This window comes from Flavobacterium sp. (assembly GCF_027484945.1).
Lineage (GTDB): Bacteria > Bacteroidota > Bacteroidia > Flavobacteriales > Flavobacteriaceae > Flavobacterium.
Genome location: NZ_JAIXRZ010000063.1, coordinates 72,609 through 89,689, shown reverse-complemented (window position 1 = coordinate 89,689; position 17,081 = coordinate 72,609). Strand labels below are relative to the sequence as shown.

Genomic DNA, 17,081 nt, shown 5'->3' with positions numbered 1-17,081 from the left:
TTATTCCCCTTTGTAAGTTACATAATTGCGTGGAGTTTCATATAAAACAACTTCTAATGCTTTATCGGCACTAATATGGGGACGAAGTTTGTTCCATATTACTACGGCAATATTTTCAGCGGTTGGATTTAAATTAGAAAACTCGGGAACGTCTAAATTCAAGTTTTTGTGATCAAAAGCATCTTCTACCAAGGTTTTCACCAAATCGGAGATAATTTTCACATCAATTACATAGCCTGTTTCGGGATCAATTTCACCGGTTACCGATACAATTAATTCATAATTGTGCCCGTGATAATTTGGATTATTGCATTTGCCAAAAACCGCGTCATTTTGCTCCATCGTCCAATCTTTACGATAAAGGCGGTGAGCGGCATTAAAATGAGCTTTACGAGAAACGGTTACACGCATGATTATAATTTATGGTCTTCTAGGTAATGATAAAACTCGTTAAATATGATTTTAAACCATACAGTGTAATGCTCAGGATTGCTTTTCATATCAACCCGAATAGCTTCAATATCCATCCACTTCCAATGCTCCACCTCATCGCGATTGATTGCAGGTTCGCCATTGTAATAACCAATCATCACATGATCAAGCTCATGTTCTGTTAATCCATTATCGAAGGGCGCTTTATAAATAAAGTGGAATAATTCTTTGAGTTCGGTCACAAAACCCATTTCCTCCTCCAAACGTCTTTTACCCGCTTCGATATTGGTTTCACCAGCGCGTTGGTGACTACAACAGGTGTTGGTCCATAATAACGGCGAATGGTATTTGTGCTGCGCGCGTTGTTGCAACATTACTTCATTTTTGTCATTCAAAACAAAAACGGAAAATGCCCGATGCAAAACTGCTTTTTCATGAGCTTCCAACTTATTCATTAAGCCAATGGGCTCATCGTTGATGGTAACTAAAACTACTTGTTCCTCTTTCATAAAAGGTGATAATGGTCAAATGTACAATTTTTATGGTCGAAAAGTGTTGAAGTTTTAAAAACAAGCGTTAAACTTTCCTTAAACTATACGCTAGGAGTACTTACAAACGTTTTTGTAAAGAAATAGACTATAACTTTGTTCACTTTGACTTCCAATATTATGAAAACATGCTATTACTTATTAACCCTATGCCTACTAATTACCCTCGCTGCTTGTGGTCAATCCCATTCAGAAAAGGCAACAAATAACACTGCGAAAACCATGGAAAATGCAATTCAAAAACCAGAAAATCCGTATTATTCAAATACAGACACCCATAAATTAGTACTTACCGATGCAGAATGGAAAAAAGTACTGCCACCCGATTTGTATGAGGTAGCGCGCCATGCAGATACTGAACGGGCTTTTACAGGTTCCCTTTGGAAGAGTGAAACCAAAGGCACCTATTATTGTGCAGCCTGTGGCAACAAATTATTTCGTTCCAATCAAAAATTTGTGAGCAGCTGTGGATGGCCCAGTTTTTTTGAACAAGACAATCCCAAAAGTATATGGTTTCGATCTGATAATTCTTTCGGAATGCAGCGCGTTGAAGCTCTTTGCAGCCGTTGTGATAGCCATCTTGGTCATTTGTTTGACGATGGCCCCGAACCTACCGGTAAACGGTATTGCATGAACGCTGTTTCGCTGGATTTTTTACCCGATGCTGCTGAAAAAGCAGCACAATTAAAAACCGTCGTATTAGGTGGTGGATGCTTTTGGTGTGTAGAAGCCATATACCAGAATTTAAAAGGTGTTGAAAAAGTAGTTTCAGGATATGCTGGTGGTTCCGTTAACAATCCGAGTTATGAAGAAGTTTGTACGGGTAAAACAGGTGCTGCAGAAGTAGTTGAAATCACATACAATCCAAACGAAACCAATTTAGACGAAATTTATCAAGTCTTTTTTACCGTCCACGACCCCACTACTTTAAACCGTCAAGGTGCTGATGTGGGTACACAATACCGTTCGGTAATTTTTTACAAAGATGCAGCAGAAAAAAAAGCAGCAGAATCGTTAATACATACCTTAAATGAAGAAAAGGTCTACCCCTCAAAAATAGTGACGACACTAGAACCTTTGAACGAATTTTGGGCTGCAGAAAAGTACCACCAAAATTACTACGCCAACAACGCCGACAAACCGTACTGCCAAATGGTGGTGCGACCCAAAGTTGAAAAATTTGAAAAAATATTTAAAGCACGCTTAAAAAATAAATCAGCCCATTAATTTGGGCTTTTTTTAGGCATAGAGTTCCGCAATCTTTTGCGCACATTTCTCGCCATCAATAGCTGCAGAAAGAATCCCACCCGCATAACCTGCACCCTCACCACAAGGATATAAGCCTTTGATTTGCAAATGTTCTAGTGATTGAGGATCGCGCGGAATTCGAACGGGTGATGAAGTGCGACTCTCGGGCGCATGCAAAATTGCTTCGTTGGTATAATAGCCTTTCATGGATTTTCCAAATTGCACAAATCCTTCCCGCATGATCTGTGTTAAAAAGGGCGGGAACACCGCTCCCAATTCTACTGATGTGGTTCCCGGGACATAGGATGTTTTCGGAATATCTGAAGATTGTTTCTTTTGCGAAAAATCGACCATACGTTGCGCAGGTACCTTTTGGGATTGACCTGCCAACTGAAAAGCGCGTTGTTCAATCGCTTTCTGAAACTCCAATCCTGCCAACGCACCAAATTGAGCAAAAGGTTTAAAATCTTCCAAGCGCAATTCTACAACAATACCTGAATTGGCAGTTACTTGATCACGCTTAGAGGGCGACCATCCGTTGGTAACTACTTCTCCAGGACTCGTCGCACAAGGCGCAATTACCCCACCCGGACACATACAAAACGAATACATCCCTCGACCGTTCACTTGTTTCACAATAGAATACGGCGCAGGTGGTAAATATTCACCACGGAAGTCACAGGAATATTGAATTTGGTCAATTAGCGTTTGGGGATGTTCGGCGCGCACCCCTAGCGCAAAGGGTTTCGCTTCAATAAGAATTTGTTTTTGATTCAAGAGTTCAAAAATATCTCGAGCAGAATGTCCGGTAGCCAGAATCATTTTTTTAGCTTCAATGCGTTGTCCATTCTGGAGTTCAACACCTTGCACTTCGCCATTGGCAATTAAAATATCCGTCACCCGTGAGTCAAAAAGTACTTCACCCCCAAAGTGAATTATGGTTTCGCGAATTTTTTGAATGATTTGAGGAAGTTTATTGGTTCCAATATGAGGATGCGCTTCAACAAGAATCTCGGGCGAAGCACCAAATCCGACCAATAAACGGAGGATTCGATCGATATCTCCTCGTTTTTTTGAACGCGTATACAATTTACCATCTGAATAGGTTCCTGCGCCCCCTTCGCCAAAACAATAATTAGAATCGGTATCAACTACATGATCGCGATTAATGGCTTTCAAATCCCGACGACGCCCACGAACGTCTTTTCCGCGTTCAATGACAATGGGTTTTAACCCTTTTTCAATTAAATGCAAAGCAGCAAACAAGCCTGCGGGTCCAGCTCCCACAACCAATACAGGCCTTTTATGATTTACATCCGTATAATCGGGTAAGGAAACTTCGGATGAAGGAATCGATTCGTCATTAAAATAAATGGTTGCCTTAATCGTAACTTTAACCGTGCGTTGCCGTGCATCAATACTGCGTTTTAAAATGATGACTTTTTGAATATCATCGGCTGCAACATGTATTAATCGCGCTACCTGATTGTGCAGCAACTCGGATTGTGCAGCTACTTCGGGGGTAACTTGAAATTGAAGTTCTCTTGGCATACCACAAAAGTAGTTTTTTTATTTCTATTGAAAAATGCTACTCCTTTGCTGCGTCAAAAGCTAGGAGCGCAAAAGAGGCCAACCAGTGCTCACCCTCATAATTCCCATCTACTATTACGGATAACGAATAATTGAAATGCGTTTGTGCCACGAATTTAAGGTGACCAAAATCTTTGGGATAATCATTTGCCAACCGATATAAATTCCACGCCCGACCAAAATTCAATCGGTCTAAATACACCAAATGCCCATCGGTACGATTACTTACAACACCTGGTGAAAGAAAATCGGTGCCACTCGGTTCCCAAACAAAGGGGCAAGCTTCATCTTGGGTAAGCGTGCTAATCCATTGGCGCGTTCCAGGGTAAGCTTTTGGGAATTAGCTAACATACAAAATCCTAAAAACAGGAGAATTAAACGGGTTTTCGTGGAAGTAAATTTTATCTCAAGGTAAAAAAAAGGCCGATACTACTATCGGCCTTCTATAAGAAATTATAAATTCAATTTATCGTTTAATAAATTTCAAAGCTTGGGTACCTGCGCTGGTTTTAACTTGAACCAAATACAAACCCGCAGCTAAATCACTTACAGGAATTGACGTTAATGAAGTGCTATCAGTCCATTGTTTGACCAAAACCCCGTTACTATTATAAATCATTACCGACTCAAGGGTTGCAGCATGATCATTTTGTATGGTCAATACATGATCAACCGGATTAGGATAGATAGAAAAAAGTTGGGTTTGATTTTGTGTAAGCCCCAATGCAACTCCACTTTCTAGGTAATCGGGAGCCCCATTGGCGTTGGTATCGTCATCAGCGGGGTTTCCATTACCATTATAGTCTTCTAAATAGGTTAAAACACCATCGCCATCATCATCGTTATCCAAATAATTGGGTGTTCCGTCATTATCAGTATCTAAAGATGCCGTGGTTGTTGAACGAATAAAAACATATTCTACACTCGTTAATATAAAATCGCCATCATCATCATTATCTAAATAGTTCGGAATTCCATCTCCATCGGTATCATCATTATTTAAATTCCCATCATTGTTAGCATCTTCTAGATCGGTTGGCACGGTATCCAAATCAAAATCTTGCGTACAATCAACCGCATTTAAAATTACCGATTTTATTTGTCCATTAAAAACAGCGTAAATAACTTGCGGGTTCGAAAGCGAAGTGTAAACCGGACCCGAAATTGGATTGCTTTGCGTTGAAGCATCTGCTTGAGTAGCGAATAATTGAACGGTATTCGGACTTACAGCAAATAAGTCGTTTTGAATAGTTGCTGTATTGTATTCGCCGATTCCATCGTTATTAGGATCACAAACTACATACATATAATTTGAATAATAACCAGGGCGGCTAAAGCGCCAAGACTCTTGAAAAGCGGTCCAATTTCCTGTATTTCTACCCGGAGGTGTGAGTCCCATTGTACCGGTTGTATTCATAATTCCAGTAACGGTATTGCCACTATTCCAAGTTGGACAACTTTGTTTATCGACAAGAATCACATCAATTAAATTGGAGGTTTCATGCAATACCATTTGAAATGAGCTTTTTATTGTATTGCAAGAAAACAATGGATTTTGGTTAAAATACACGATAAACTTTCGGTAGGGAGCTGTTCCGTATACCCCATAAGTTATCGAACCAAATGAACTAGGAAAATTATTGTACATATCATGGTAGGCTCCATAAATGGCATTGCGCGCCGTAATTAACGTAGTAGGAATTGCTGCATTAAACGACCACTGCGATGACGTATTGGCTAATCCAGTGTTAAATGTGATATATCCATTAGTGCTAATTACAATACTAGTGTATTGGGAACCGTAAAAATCAAATGTAAATGGCAAAGCAATTATTGATGAATGCAAATCATCTGACGTATTCAAGGTATTCGCTGCTGCTTGATAGGGCACGTAGGGAATTGAATTTACAACATAATTTTGTTGTGCTTGCCCTAGATTAAGAGTGATTGTAGCAATCAATGCGAATAATATGTACTTTTGTTTCATCTTTTTATGTTTACGTTCCAAACATACAAAAAATACGAAACATTTGCTAACCGTTCGTTAAACAATGACACGAAAAATAAAACTTATTTGGGATTTCCGTGGACCTGCTGGGGCCAAAACAGCTGAGCATCATGAAAAACATTTGAAAGAATATATTGAACTGGAACAATTCGATTGTAACCTTACGGGTTTTGAAATCGTAAATGAAATGCATGCAATCGCTTATATGGTTGTTGAAGAAACCGATATGATTTCGATACGGGACAGCTTAAAACCTCATCGAGGAGTGGTTTATGAATTATAAGTTTTAAATTATAAATTTTGAATTTTGAATTGCTTTTTTAGACACCTTTTCAATTCAACTTCCTCCGAAACGAATTAAAAAAACCGTAACTCGATTACTCAAATTACGGTTTAAACAATGTGCCAAATTGCTATTTAATTAGCCACTTCACTTATAAATTTTATTCGCATTAATCGGAGTTCTTCAATATCGTAATCGCCATCAAACTCGCGTAGAGCTTCTTCAATATGATCGGTTTCAGAATCCATAAAATAAGAATGGATTTCCTCCTGTTGCTCTTCGTCTAAAATTTCATCAACCCAATAATTTATATTTAGTTTGGTACCCGAATACACGATCTGCTCCATTTCCCTTAATAAAGCATCCATATTCATCCCTTTCGCTGAAGCAATATCTTCGAGTGATAACTTTCGGTCAATATTTTGAATGATATACAACTTATTCGACGAATTGGCTCCCGTAGACTTTACCACCAAATCATCGGGACGAATGATATCATTGTCTTCAACATAACGTGCGATTAATTCAATAAAGTCTTTTCCATATTTTTTTGCTTTTCCTTCACCTACCCCATGAATAGTTGTCAATTCATCGATGGTTATCGGGTATTTTAAAGCCATATCTTCAAGCGAAGGATCCTGGAATACCACAAATGGGGGTACCCCTAATTTTTTGGCTACTTTTTTACGTAATTCTTTTAACATACCCATTAAAACTTCATCGGAAGTTCCTGAAGATTTTGCAGCAGCCACTATCGTATCGTCTTCACTTTCACTGTATTCATGATCTTCTGACATCAGGAATGAGCTGGGATTTTCAATAAATGCGTGCCCTAATTCAGACACCTTTAAAATCCCATACGTTTCTATGTCTTTGTTCAAAAACCCGTCAACTAAAACCTGACGAATTAACGCCATCCAATACCGTTCATCAAAGGCTTTTCCACATCCGAAAAATGGTTGAGAGTCCGTACGATGAGCTTTAATTGTAGCATTTACACGACCAATTAACGTAAAAACGATTTCTTTGGATTTGTATAAATGTTTGGTATCGCGTACTACTTCCAACAGCATTTTTACCTGATCTTTTGCTTCGATTTTGGACTTTGGATTACGAACATTATCGTCCATGTCGGCACCTTCTCCGGTGTCAGAGTCAAACTCTTCCCCAAAATAGTGGAGTAAAAACTTACGCCGCGACATGGAGGTTTCGGCATAAGCAACTACCTCTTGCAATAAGGCATACCCTATTTCCTGTTCAGCAACGGGCTTACCCGCCATGAATTTTTCGAGCTTTTCAACATCTTTATAGGAATAATAGGCTAAACAATGTCCTTCTCCACCATCACGACCTGCTCGACCCGTTTCTTGATAGTAACTTTCAAGTGACTTGGGAATATCGTGGTGAATAACAAACCGCACATCGGGTTTATCAATCCCCATTCCAAATGCAATGGTTGCCACCACCAATTCAACATCTTCCATAAGAAACATATCTTGATGTTTGGCGCGCGTTTTTGCATCCAACCCTGCATGATACGGAACCGCGCTAATCCCATTAACTTGAAGCACATTTGAAATTTCTTCTACTTTCTTGCGACTCAAACAATAGATAATTCCTGACTTTCCTTTGTTTTGTTTAATAAAACGAATGATATCGGCCTCTACATTTTTGGTTTTGGTTCGCACTTCATAGTATAAATTGGGGCGATTAAACGAAGCTTTATACACGGCAGCATCCGTCATGTCTAAATTCTTCAAGATATCTTCCTGTACTTTTGGAGTAGCAGTAGCGGTCAAACCAATCACCGGAACGTTGCCTAACTGCTTGATTATTGAACGTAAATTACGGTATTCTGGACGAAAATCATGCCCCCACTCAGAAATACAATGCGCTTCATCTATTGCGACAAACGAAATAGGAACCGATTGTAAAAATGCAACATATTCCTCTTTTGTTAGCGATTCTGGAGCCACATACAATAATTTTGTGACGCCATTAAGGATATCTTTTTTTACTTGATTGACCTCTGTTTTATTTAATGAGGAGTTCAATACATGGGCAACACCTTCGGTTGCTGACAAACTTCGAATGGCATCTACTTGATTTTTCATCAAGGCAATTAAGGGAGAAACTACAATAGCAGTACCTTCTTGCAGTAATGCTGGTAATTGGTAACACAATGACTTTCCGCCACCGGTAGGCATGATAACAAAGGTATTCTGTTTACCAATCACACTTCGGATTACATTCTCTTGCAATCCTTTAAACTGTGAAAAACCAAAATACTTTTTTAATGCACCATGGATATCAATTTCGTTTGAATTCATTCTTAAGTTACGGGTATTTTTATCTAAATTTGCAACCATAAATATACAACAATCTTCTGTACGTACAAATTTTATAACATTTCATTTTGATAACGAAAGAAGCCATCCTAAACAGTGCAAAACGGACACTTATATCCGAAAGTGAATCTATTGCCAAACTGACTGATTTTATTGACGATACCTTTGTTAAGGTAGCCGAATTAATTTATCAATCGAAAGGACGCTTGGTAGTAACGGGTATAGGTAAAAGTGCAATTATCGCTCAAAAAATAGTTGCTACATTAAATTCTACCGGTACTCCAGCATTATTTTTACATGCATCTGAAGCCATTCACGGCGATTTAGGTATGGTACAAGCTGCTGATGCTATCTTATGTATATCCAAAAGCGGAAACAGTCCAGAGATTAAAGTTTTGGCACCCTTATTAAAACGAAACGGCAATATTTTAATTGGAATGACCGGCAACCCCGATTCGTATTTAGGTAAAGCTTCGCACTTTGTTTTAAATACTTGGGTAGCTGCAGAATCAGATCCCAATAATTTAGCTCCAACCAATAGCACTACTGCACAACTAGCTATGGGCGATGCCTTGGCAGTATGTTTAATTGAAATGCGCAACTTTACAGCAGCTGATTTTGCCTTGTATCACCCTGGAGGTGCTTTGGGCAAAAAATTATTACTCAAAGTCAACGATTTATTGGATACTTCAAGGCGACCAGCCGTGACTCCAGATACCAGCATTAAAAATGTAATTGTTTCTATCTCGGAAGGACGTATGGGAGTTACCGCGGTACTTTCGGAACAAAAAATTGTAGGAATCATAACCGACGGTGATCTTCGTCGCATGCTCAATACTACTGAAACCATTACCGGTTTAACGGCACAAGATATTATGTCGGTTAACCCGAAACATATTCACTCGGATTCCTTGGTCGTGGATGCCTTGAACACCATGGAAAACTATTCCATCACACAGCTTATTGTTCTTGATGAAGGAAATTATAAAGGGGTGATCCATTTGCATGATATCTTAAAAGAAGGCGTCGTATAATGGCAAAAAAGGCACACAAAGAAATGTCCTTCATGGAGCATCTGGAGGAACTGCGGTGGGTTTTGGTTCGCAGCACTTTAGCGATAATTCTTATGGCTATTGGGGTGTACTTTTTTCAAGATTTTGTTTTCAATACCCTTATTTTTGGGCCCACTGACCCTAATTTTATCACCTATCGATTGTTTTGTGAAGCTTCCCATTATGTTGGTTTTGCAGAAAGCATTTGTATTACCGAATTAAATTTCGTGATTCAAAATACCGCAATGGAAGGCCAAGTGAATGTATTTATTTGGATTTGCATCACCGCCGGATTTATTTTGGCTTTTCCTTATATACTGCTGCAGTTTTGGAATTTTATTGCACCAGCACTGTATGAAAAAGAGCGGAAAAATGTAAGAGTATTCCTTTTTGTATCCTCCCTTCTATTTTTTTTAGGCGTGCTCTTTGGCTACTTTGTAATTGTGCCAATGACCCTAAATTTTTTAGCCACATTTTCAATTAGTGATGTTGTCAAAAATGAATTCAATTTAGAATCTTATATCAGCATGATAAAAACCTCGGTTATCGTGAGTGGTTTATTTTTTGAATTACCGGTTATCATCTATTTCTTGGCAAAACTAGGAATCGTTTCGGCTGAATTTTTACGTAAATACCGTAAATATGCTATAGTCATTGTATTAATTATAGCCGCTATTGTTACTCCTCCCGATGTGGTGAGTCAGATAACCGTAGCAATCCCAATGTTATTAATTTTTGAGGCCAGCGTATTAATTGCGGCTCTTGTTGAAAAAAGGAAAAAAGCATGAGTAATTTAGTCAACGAATTCAACGATTACCGTTCGCGCATGAACGAAAAGCTAAGTGCTGACAATAATTTAGTACTCAAACGGATTTTCAATTTGGATACGAATGCGTATAGTGCCGGAGCGCTCGATGTAAAAACAAAAGAACTTTTAGGTTTGGTTGCCTCAGCAGTTTTGCGTTGTGACGATTGCATTAAATACCATCTAGAAACCGCTTACAAAGAAGGAACCACCCGTGAAGAAATGATGGAAGTGATGAGTATTGCTACTTTAGTTGGTGGAACTATTGTGATCCCGCATTTGCGACGTGCTTACGAATTTTGGGAAGCCTTGGAGGAAAACGGAAAATAATCATTTAACAGCTTTTAGGCAAGACGACTTTTAAAATTGTAGTACCTTGCCTTGCAAACTGAGTGTACTATGAAATTACGTGCCGAAAATTTAATTAAAACGTACAAAAAACGTGCGGTAGTCAAAGGAATCTCTGTAGAAGTTAACCAAGGAGAGATTGTCGGACTGTTGGGTCCAAATGGTGCTGGTAAAACCACTTCGTTTTATATGATTGTGGGGTTGGTTAAACCCAACTCGGGAAACATCTATCTCGATGATTTAAATATTACCGATTATCCGATGTACAAGCGCGCGCAACACGGAATTGGCTATTTGGCTCAAGAAGCTTCGGTTTTTCGGAAACTGAGTGTGGAAGACAACATTATGAGTGTGTTGCAATTAACCAACTTAACCCAAGAGCAACAAGAAGCCAAAATGGAAAGTTTGCTCGATGAATTCAGTTTACAGCATATTCGAACTAATCGCGGGGACTTATTATCCGGAGGGGAACGCCGTCGGACAGAAATTGCACGAGCCTTGGCCACTGATCCTAAATTTATTCTATTGGACGAACCTTTTGCTGGTGTTGATCCAGTTGCTGTAGAGGATATTCAACGGATTGTAGCGCAATTGCGGAATAAAAATATTGGCATATTGATTACCGATCATAATGTGCAAGAAACCTTAGCCATTACCGATAAAACCTATTTAATGTTTGAAGGTGGAATTTTAAAGGCTGGGATTCCAGAAGATTTAGCTGCCGATGAAATGGTGCGTAAGGTCTATTTGGGGCAAAATTTTGAGTTACGTAAAAAGAAACTAGAATTTTAATCGATTACTTCCTATGCGTGAAGGATTGCCGCAAGTACCCACCAGACAATAGGAAGGTGCGTACTGCGAAAAGCCTGACCCCGGTGAAAAAACGAGTTTTTTAGAAAACGAGTTTTTGCAACGTGGGGCACGCCCAAAAATAAAATGAAAAAAATAGATCCTGAAACCCCTAAACGCTGGAAGGAAGATCCTTCAAACTGGAAATTATGGGGTATGGTTTACTACAATCCAGAAGATCCGCGAATTTTCCCTCCGAAACCCATAGAATGGATGGGTTGGACTATAAATTTCGCCAATCCAAAATCGGTGATAGCCTTTATAGTACTACTAATCGTTGCGTTACTCCCGGTGTGGTTTATCCACTAACGTTGCGTTAAATAGCCCAACATTTTTGGCGTCCCGTTATAGAGATTCACATCGACTTTCTCTGGAATACCCTCAACAATAGCCCTTTCTGAAAACTGCCAAAATAGCCAATTATCTTCTATTTCGGCAACATAAAAATTATAATTGGCGATCCAAAAAGAATAGTCTGAAAACTCATCTTTCAAAAACGAGGCATAGTAATTTTCACAAGTATAAATAATCGGCTTAACACCGTAGTGCGCTTCTACGGCATCCAACCATTTTTTCAATCCAACTTTTAAGCGCGAAAGGGATTGATTTTTGGGTAATTTTTCAATATCCAATACCGGAGGTAAATCGCCCGGTTCTAATCGAACTGTTTTGCAAAATTTTTGCGCTTGTTCCATTGAATTTTCATCGGGTCGGTAGTAATGATAGGCCCCACGAACAAATTTTTTAGCACCATTCCAATTGGCAGTAAACTTTCGATCTTTTCGGTTTTTTCCACAGGTAGCGCGAACAAAAACAAATCGAATTGAGCGCCCTTCTAGCGAATCAACTGCATCCCAATCTATAGTTCCTTGGTATTCTGAAATATCAATACCCGCCGAGTGATGGGGATGGTCTTTGAAAATTTGGTTGATACGCGCTTTCTCTACTTTTTGACGCTGACTCGAATGCTTGGATTTGAAGCTAAAATAGTACAGTATAGCATTTTTGTAACGCACCACAGTGACGAGTAGTCCAAGGAGCAAAATACCGACTAACAATACTTTCCCCCAAGAGAATTTGAAAGAAGATTTGCTTTTTGGGGTTGTTTTTTTTCGAGTTGATGTTGCCATAGTTCGTTAATCAATCGAACGCTTTTTTTGACCAAATAGTATGCACCACTGAAAGTAAAACATAAGATACGATTATTAGCGGCACTGCAACCACTTTTAAGAAAACAAGTAACACAATTGCATACAATGTAAATCCAAGTTGCAACTTGTATTTGGACACACTAAAGTTTTTGATTTTTAATGAAAATAAAGGAATTTCAGCATTCATTACATAGGTACTCAAAACGGTTATACCTAATAACACTGATGGTTGCACTAAAAATTGACCCCAAAATGCGTCTTTAGCAACCAAGGGTAAACTCATAATAAACAAAGCATTTGCAGGTGTCGGCAGCCCAATAAACGAATCGCTTTGGCGGGTGTCAATATTAAAATTGGCCAACCGATAGCAGGCGCCCAGCGTTATCAAAAAACCCAAATAAGGCAAATAATTCACTACAGGCATGGCAAATTGCTGTCCGCTTAACAAAAGTACCATTGCATATCCCGGAACAACACCACAAGTAACCATATCGGCAAGCGAATCCAATTGGACTCCTAAGGGGCCAGCAACTCCAAATTTTCTTGCAAAAAAACCGTCGAAAAAATCGAAAAAAATACCGAGACATACCCAATAAAAGGCATACTCAAAATTGAAATTCGCGACAAAAACGATTGCAACACAACCACAAAAAAGGTTTAAAAGTGTAAGCAAATTGGGAATGTGTTTTTTTACCGACATGAATAAAAATTTAAATCACAAAGTTAGCACAATAAGTGAATGAATAAACACGTTTAAAACAGAGTTTTTCAAAAGCTAAATGCTTGAAATCCTTTCTAAATTGCTATTTTTGAAAAAAAATTGACTTTGAAAAAAGTAGTCCTCTTTTGTATAGGTTTAACGATAGGACAACTATCGGCCCAATCGGTGCGTAAATATTCCAATGAATTTATGAATATTGGAGTTGATGCAGCCGCATTTGGCATGGCCAATGCAATGGTAGCACATACCAATGATGTCAATGCTGTTTACTGGAATCCTGCTGGATTGGTCCATTTGGAAGACGGACAAGCCTCTTTTATGCATGCCAACTATTTTGCAAATATTGCCCAATATGATTTTGCGGCTTATGCCCAACCGATTGATACCGAAAGTGCTTGGGGAATTTCATTGATGCGTTTTGGTGTTGACGATATCCTAAATACGACTCAATTAATTGACAGCGAAGGGAATATTGACTACAACCGCATACAAAAATTTTCAACTGCAGATTACGCCTTAACCTTGTCCTACGGCCGAAAACTAAAAATTCCAGGATTTCAATATGGGGTCAACGCGAAAGTTATACGCCGTATTATTGGAAAGTTTGCCAATTCTTGGGGTTTCGGCTTTGATGCTGGTATTCAATGGGATCGCGACAATTGGAAGTTAGGTCTAATGGTTCGCGATATCACAACCACTTACAACGTTTGGGCGATAAATGAAGAAGAATACAATTCGATAAAAGGAGCGATACCCGGACAAAATCAAGATTTACCCGAAAGCACAGAAATTACAGCCCCAAAAGCTCAATTTGGGGTATCGCGCGAATTTGATTTGCATAATGAAACCTATTTACGTTTCTCGGGTAATCTAAACATGCAATTTGCCAAAACCAATGATTTTCTAGCTACCGACTTTATAAGTATAGATCCTGCTTTGGGTGCTGAATATAATTATACCGATTTAGTCTTCGTACGTGCTGGTTTTGGAAATTTCCAAAGAATTACCCAAATTGACGGCGGTACACGATTAGGATTTCAGCCCAATATTGGTATTGGCTTTAAATACAAAGGGATAGAGGTGGACTATGCTTTAACCGATTTAGGCGATCAAAGTGCGGCATTGTATTCCAATATTTTTTCGATAAAAGTTGATTTTAGTGTATTCCGATAATATGGCAAAAAAGCTATTCTTTCTGCTCTTCCCTATTCTATGTTGGTCGCAAATGACACCCCTTTCAAAAAATGCAAAAGTAAGTATTTTAACTTGTGATCGCGGGGATGAATTATACACCACGTTTGGACATACTGCAATTCGGGTTCACGATTCTATCAATCAATTAGATATTGTTTATAATTATGGGATGTTTGACTTTCAAACGCCTAATTTTTATCTAAAGTTTGTAAAGGGTGATTTACAGTATTTTGTTGCGGCTTGTTCATTTCAAGATTTTTTAATGGAGTATCAAATGACCGAGCGAACGGTAATTGAACAAACGTTAGCACTTCCACAAGCCAAAGTTCAGGAATTATTTGAAGCTTTAAACGGCTCTTTATATTCTGATGAGCGCTATTATACCTACAAATTCATCGACCGAAATTGCACCACAATGGTTTATGAAAAAATCAATACAATTTTAGGAAAGCCCCTCCTTAAAAAAGTAGATGATACCTCAATTTCGTACCGTCAACTGTTGTATCCTTATTTTGACAATCATTTTTATTTCAAACTGGGAATCAACATACTATTTGGAGCAAAAACCGATCAAGCGGCTGAAAAGATGTTTTTACCGGTTGAATTATCACACAGCTTAAAGCAAACCCAATGGCAAGGAAAACCTCTTGTAGTACAAGAAAAAACATGGGTAACGGGCCAACCGATTCCAAACGATTATTCTTTTGTTAATAGCCCTTGGTTTGTAGTGCTCTTTCTTGTTGCCATTGCATTTTCGCGAAATAGATATGTATATATGGTATATGGATTGACAATAGGAACTTTGGGTGCATTTTTATGTTGTGTTGGATTGTATTCCCAACATCAAGAAGTATTATGGAATTATAATGTATTATTATTCAATCCCTTATTTTTGATTTTGCCTTTTCTTAAAAAAGGACGCGTTCGAAGCTTACTAATCATTACAAGTCTAGTCGCATTACTTGTTTATGGTATTCTATTATTTAACAAACCCCATTTGTTACTTCTATTGCCGTTTCTAGGTGCGCATTTATTTATGCTGCGCCATTTACTTCGTCAAGAACGCGCACATTTATTGCCCTCTGTAAAATAAAACGGTACTTGCAGTTTTAAGTAAAATATTGATATCCAAGAAAATACTTCGGTGTTTTATATAATACAAGTCGTATTGTAATTTAACCAAACTATCATCAATAGAATCGCCATAAGTATAATTAACTTGAGCCCAACCGGTAAGTCCAGGCTTAACCACATGCCGCGTTTCATAAAAAGGCATATTTTCAGCGATTTGCTGAACAAAAACAGGGCGCTCTGGACGTGGACCGATTATGCCCATATCCCCTTTTAAAATATTGATAAATTGAGGAAATTCATCCAATCGGGTTTTACGCATGAATTTTCCAAAGAGCGTTATTCGTGTATCATTTAAACTAGTAAACACTGCCCCATTCATTTCAGCATTCTTAACCATGGTTCGAAACTTGTAAATACGAAAGGTTTCACCATTTTTCCCAACACGCTCTTGGCTATAAAACAAGGGACCACGATTACCAATGGCATTTCCGATAAGTATTATTGGTAAAAATAAGAGCCCTAAAAGTAATCCAAAAATGGAAAAAAGTAGATCAAAAATACGCGAATACAACAAATACAAATGATTTTGATTACTGCGACTAAAGGGAAAATACCGGTAAAAATCGCGCGAAACGTATTGAACGGGAATTCGTTTGGTGCTGTCTTCATATACTTGGGTATATTCACGAATCGTAATACCGTTTTCGAGCATATGTATCAGTTGATTGTATAAATTGACCGTAATTCCATCTGTTTTTTGTGAGGCAATAACCAATTCAGAAATGGAGTTTTTACGAACAAATTTCTCCAAATCATCAGTATGAATAGGTTCAATAGTAATATTTGTTGGGTTTGCAATTTGGGCAGCATCTGAGTTCACAAAAGCAATAAATTTATAATGGGGATCAACATTTTCAATTCCAGAAATGAGTTCGTCCAATTGGTCTTGATCACAAACTAAAATTGCTTTTTTAACAAATCGATGAGAGGCTAAAAATTTAACATACAGCAGCCGCCAAAGTACTAATGTTGCAAAAATTGTAATAAAGAAAATGATAATTTGAATCCGACTCGAGGGCAATACCGGTGTATAAATAGGGGTAAGTAAATAAAACAAAACGGTAACAGAGGTCGTTAGTACAATACTTCGTATAATTTGATGCTGACTACTTGCGACTTGTAAATTATACATTTCAAAAACAGTCCCAAATACATTGATATACACACCCAGAACAATAATCCAATACCAATTATTCTCTGAAAAAGTAAAATAATTAAAATCCAGGAGCGAACTCACACAATAGAGGGATAAAAGCACAAGGAACACATCAAAAATGCGTAAAAGAATTTTACGTTCAGATACTTCGAAGTGTATTTTTTTGTTGCTATTCATCACATGGTTAATTCCGATGCAATTTAACAATTTTTTT

Annotated in this window: 18 protein-coding genes; 9 read left to right on the top strand and 9 right to left on the bottom strand. The window is 38.2% G+C overall.

Annotated features, from left to right (window positions below; translation table 11 throughout):
• Both Q0039_RS09260 and idi read right to left on the bottom strand, forming a co-directional pair.
• Positions 1–411, bottom strand: a complete 411-nt coding sequence (locus Q0039_RS09260; protein ID WP_297511943.1) for a 6-carboxytetrahydropterin synthase — start codon at positions 409–411, stop codon at positions 1–3.
• 2 nt (positions 412–413) lie between these two features.
• On the bottom strand, positions 414–941 hold the full coding sequence (idi, locus tag Q0039_RS09255) for an isopentenyl-diphosphate Delta-isomerase (protein ID WP_297511941.1): 528 nt from the start codon (positions 939–941) through the stop codon (positions 414–416).
• 159 nt (positions 942–1,100) lie between these two features.
• Here idi and Q0039_RS09250 point away from each other — a divergent pair, with 159 nt between their 5' ends.
• Positions 1,101–2,207, top strand: a complete 1,107-nt coding sequence (locus tag Q0039_RS09250) for a bifunctional methionine sulfoxide reductase B/A protein (protein ID WP_297511939.1) — start codon at positions 1,101–1,103, stop codon at positions 2,205–2,207.
• Between the two features lie 12 nt (positions 2,208–2,219).
• Here Q0039_RS09250 and Q0039_RS09245 read toward each other — a convergent pair whose 3' ends face one another.
• The 3 genes from Q0039_RS09245 to Q0039_RS09235 form a co-directional block, all read right to left on the bottom strand.
• Positions 2,220–3,779, bottom strand: a complete 1,560-nt coding sequence (locus Q0039_RS09245) for an FAD-dependent protein (protein ID WP_297511937.1) — start codon at positions 3,777–3,779, stop codon at positions 2,220–2,222.
• Between the two features lie 37 nt (positions 3,780–3,816).
• The gene (locus Q0039_RS09240) at positions 3,817–4,125 is read right to left on the bottom strand and encodes a DUF2891 family protein (RefSeq protein WP_297511982.1); all 309 of its coding nucleotides are present in this window, start codon (positions 4,123–4,125) and stop codon (positions 3,817–3,819) included.
• 159 nt (positions 4,126–4,284) lie between these two features.
• The gene (locus tag Q0039_RS09235; RefSeq protein ID WP_297511935.1) at positions 4,285–5,805 is read right to left on the bottom strand and encodes a T9SS type A sorting domain-containing protein; all 1,521 of its coding nucleotides are present in this window, start codon (positions 5,803–5,805) and stop codon (positions 4,285–4,287) included.
• Positions 5,806–5,869: 64 nt separating this feature from the next.
• Between Q0039_RS09235 and Q0039_RS09230 the strand changes: the two genes are divergently transcribed.
• Positions 5,870–6,109 (top strand): hypothetical protein, encoded by a 240-nt coding sequence (locus tag Q0039_RS09230; protein WP_297511933.1) that lies wholly within the window; start codon positions 5,870–5,872, stop codon positions 6,107–6,109.
• A 134-nt stretch (positions 6,110–6,243) separates the two neighbouring features.
• Here Q0039_RS09230 and recQ read toward each other — a convergent pair whose 3' ends face one another.
• Positions 6,244–8,439 carry a DNA helicase RecQ gene (recQ, locus tag Q0039_RS09225; RefSeq protein ID WP_297511931.1) on the bottom strand — a complete coding sequence of 732 codons (2,196 nt, stop codon included), beginning with the start codon at positions 8,437–8,439 and terminating at the stop codon, positions 6,244–6,246.
• Positions 8,440–8,525: 86 nt separating this feature from the next.
• Here recQ and Q0039_RS09220 point away from each other — a divergent pair, with 86 nt between their 5' ends.
• From Q0039_RS09220 to Q0039_RS09200, 5 genes are all read left to right on the top strand, one after another.
• Complete coding sequence (locus Q0039_RS09220; RefSeq protein WP_297511929.1) at positions 8,526–9,491, top strand: KpsF/GutQ family sugar-phosphate isomerase; 966 nt, start codon at positions 8,526–8,528, stop codon at positions 9,489–9,491.
• On the top strand, positions 9,491–10,297 hold the full coding sequence (gene tatC / locus Q0039_RS09215; protein WP_297511927.1) for a twin-arginine translocase subunit TatC: 807 nt from the start codon (positions 9,491–9,493) through the stop codon (positions 10,295–10,297). Before Q0039_RS09220 ends, tatC begins: the two co-directional genes overlap by 1 nt.
• Positions 10,294–10,644, top strand: a complete 351-nt coding sequence (locus Q0039_RS09210; protein ID WP_297511925.1) for a carboxymuconolactone decarboxylase family protein — start codon at positions 10,294–10,296, stop codon at positions 10,642–10,644. Before tatC ends, Q0039_RS09210 begins: the two co-directional genes overlap by 4 nt.
• A gap of 69 nt (positions 10,645–10,713) precedes the next feature.
• Positions 10,714–11,454 carry an LPS export ABC transporter ATP-binding protein gene (gene lptB / locus Q0039_RS09205; protein WP_297511923.1) on the top strand — a complete coding sequence of 247 codons (741 nt, stop codon included), beginning with the start codon at positions 10,714–10,716 and terminating at the stop codon, positions 11,452–11,454.
• Between the two features lie 144 nt (positions 11,455–11,598).
• Entirely contained in the window at positions 11,599–11,820 is a 222-nt protein-coding gene (locus tag Q0039_RS09200; RefSeq protein WP_297511921.1) for a DUF5808 domain-containing protein, read from the top strand.
• Here the strand turns inward: Q0039_RS09200 and Q0039_RS09195 are convergent.
• A complete protein-coding gene (locus Q0039_RS09195; RefSeq protein ID WP_297511919.1) occupies positions 11,817–12,641 on the bottom strand; it encodes a GH25 family lysozyme in 825 nt (274 codons plus the stop codon). The genes Q0039_RS09200 and Q0039_RS09195 overlap by 4 nt on opposite strands.
• Positions 12,642–12,651: 10 nt before the next feature.
• Positions 12,652–13,362 carry a CDP-alcohol phosphatidyltransferase family protein gene (locus Q0039_RS09190; protein ID WP_297511917.1) on the bottom strand — a complete coding sequence of 237 codons (711 nt, stop codon included), beginning with the start codon at positions 13,360–13,362 and terminating at the stop codon, positions 12,652–12,654.
• 210 nt (positions 13,363–13,572) lie between these two features.
• Here Q0039_RS09190 and Q0039_RS09185 point away from each other — a divergent pair, with 210 nt between their 5' ends.
• Together Q0039_RS09185 and Q0039_RS09180 are read left to right on the top strand one after the other, a co-directional pair.
• The gene (locus Q0039_RS09185; protein ID WP_297511981.1) at positions 13,573–14,556 is read left to right on the top strand and encodes a PorV/PorQ family protein; all 984 of its coding nucleotides are present in this window, start codon (positions 13,573–13,575) and stop codon (positions 14,554–14,556) included.
• Between the two features lies 1 nt (position 14,557).
• Positions 14,558–15,670, top strand: a complete 1,113-nt coding sequence (locus tag Q0039_RS09180) for a DUF4105 domain-containing protein (protein WP_297511915.1) — start codon at positions 14,558–14,560, stop codon at positions 15,668–15,670.
• Here Q0039_RS09180 and Q0039_RS09175 read toward each other — a convergent pair.
• Entirely contained in the window at positions 15,650–17,044 is a 1,395-nt protein-coding gene (locus Q0039_RS09175; RefSeq protein WP_297511913.1) for an exopolysaccharide biosynthesis polyprenyl glycosylphosphotransferase, read from the bottom strand. The two genes, Q0039_RS09180 and Q0039_RS09175, sit on opposite strands and share 21 nt — an antisense overlap.
• Positions 17,045–17,081 lie beyond the last annotated feature (37 nt).

Coding starts and splice junctions, on each gene's coding strand:
- Q0039_RS09260 (WP_297511943.1), bottom strand. CDS start 411: ATGCGTGTAACCGTTTCTCGTAAAGCTCATTTTAATGCCGCTCACCGC.
- idi (WP_297511941.1), bottom strand. CDS start 941: ATGAAAGAGGAACAAGTAGTTTTAGTTACCATCAACGATGAGCCCATT.
- Q0039_RS09250 (WP_297511939.1), top strand. CDS start 1,101: ATGAAAACATGCTATTACTTATTAACCCTATGCCTACTAATTACCCTC.
- Q0039_RS09245 (WP_297511937.1), bottom strand. CDS start 3,779: ATGCCAAGAGAACTTCAATTTCAAGTTACCCCCGAAGTAGCTGCACAA.
- Q0039_RS09235 (WP_297511935.1), bottom strand. CDS start 5,805: ATGAAACAAAAGTACATATTATTCGCATTGATTGCTACAATCACTCTT.
- Q0039_RS09230 (WP_297511933.1), top strand. CDS start 5,870: ATGACACGAAAAATAAAACTTATTTGGGATTTCCGTGGACCTGCTGGG.
- recQ (WP_297511931.1), bottom strand. CDS start 8,439: ATGAATTCAAACGAAATTGATATCCATGGTGCATTAAAAAAGTATTTT.
- tatC (WP_297511927.1), top strand. CDS start 9,491: ATGGCAAAAAAGGCACACAAAGAAATGTCCTTCATGGAGCATCTGGAG.
- Q0039_RS09210 (WP_297511925.1), top strand. CDS start 10,294: ATGAGTAATTTAGTCAACGAATTCAACGATTACCGTTCGCGCATGAAC.
- lptB (WP_297511923.1), top strand. CDS start 10,714: ATGAAATTACGTGCCGAAAATTTAATTAAAACGTACAAAAAACGTGCG.
- Q0039_RS09200 (WP_297511921.1), top strand. CDS start 11,599: ATGAAAAAAATAGATCCTGAAACCCCTAAACGCTGGAAGGAAGATCCT.
- Q0039_RS09195 (WP_297511919.1), bottom strand. CDS start 12,641: ATGGCAACATCAACTCGAAAAAAAACAACCCCAAAAAGCAAATCTTCT.
- Q0039_RS09190 (WP_297511917.1), bottom strand. CDS start 13,362: ATGTCGGTAAAAAAACACATTCCCAATTTGCTTACACTTTTAAACCTT.
- Q0039_RS09185 (WP_297511981.1), top strand. CDS start 13,573: ATGAATATTGGAGTTGATGCAGCCGCATTTGGCATGGCCAATGCAATG.
- Q0039_RS09180 (WP_297511915.1), top strand. CDS start 14,558: ATGGCAAAAAAGCTATTCTTTCTGCTCTTCCCTATTCTATGTTGGTCG.
- Q0039_RS09175 (WP_297511913.1), bottom strand. CDS start 17,044: ATGAATAGCAACAAAAAAATACACTTCGAAGTATCTGAACGTAAAATT.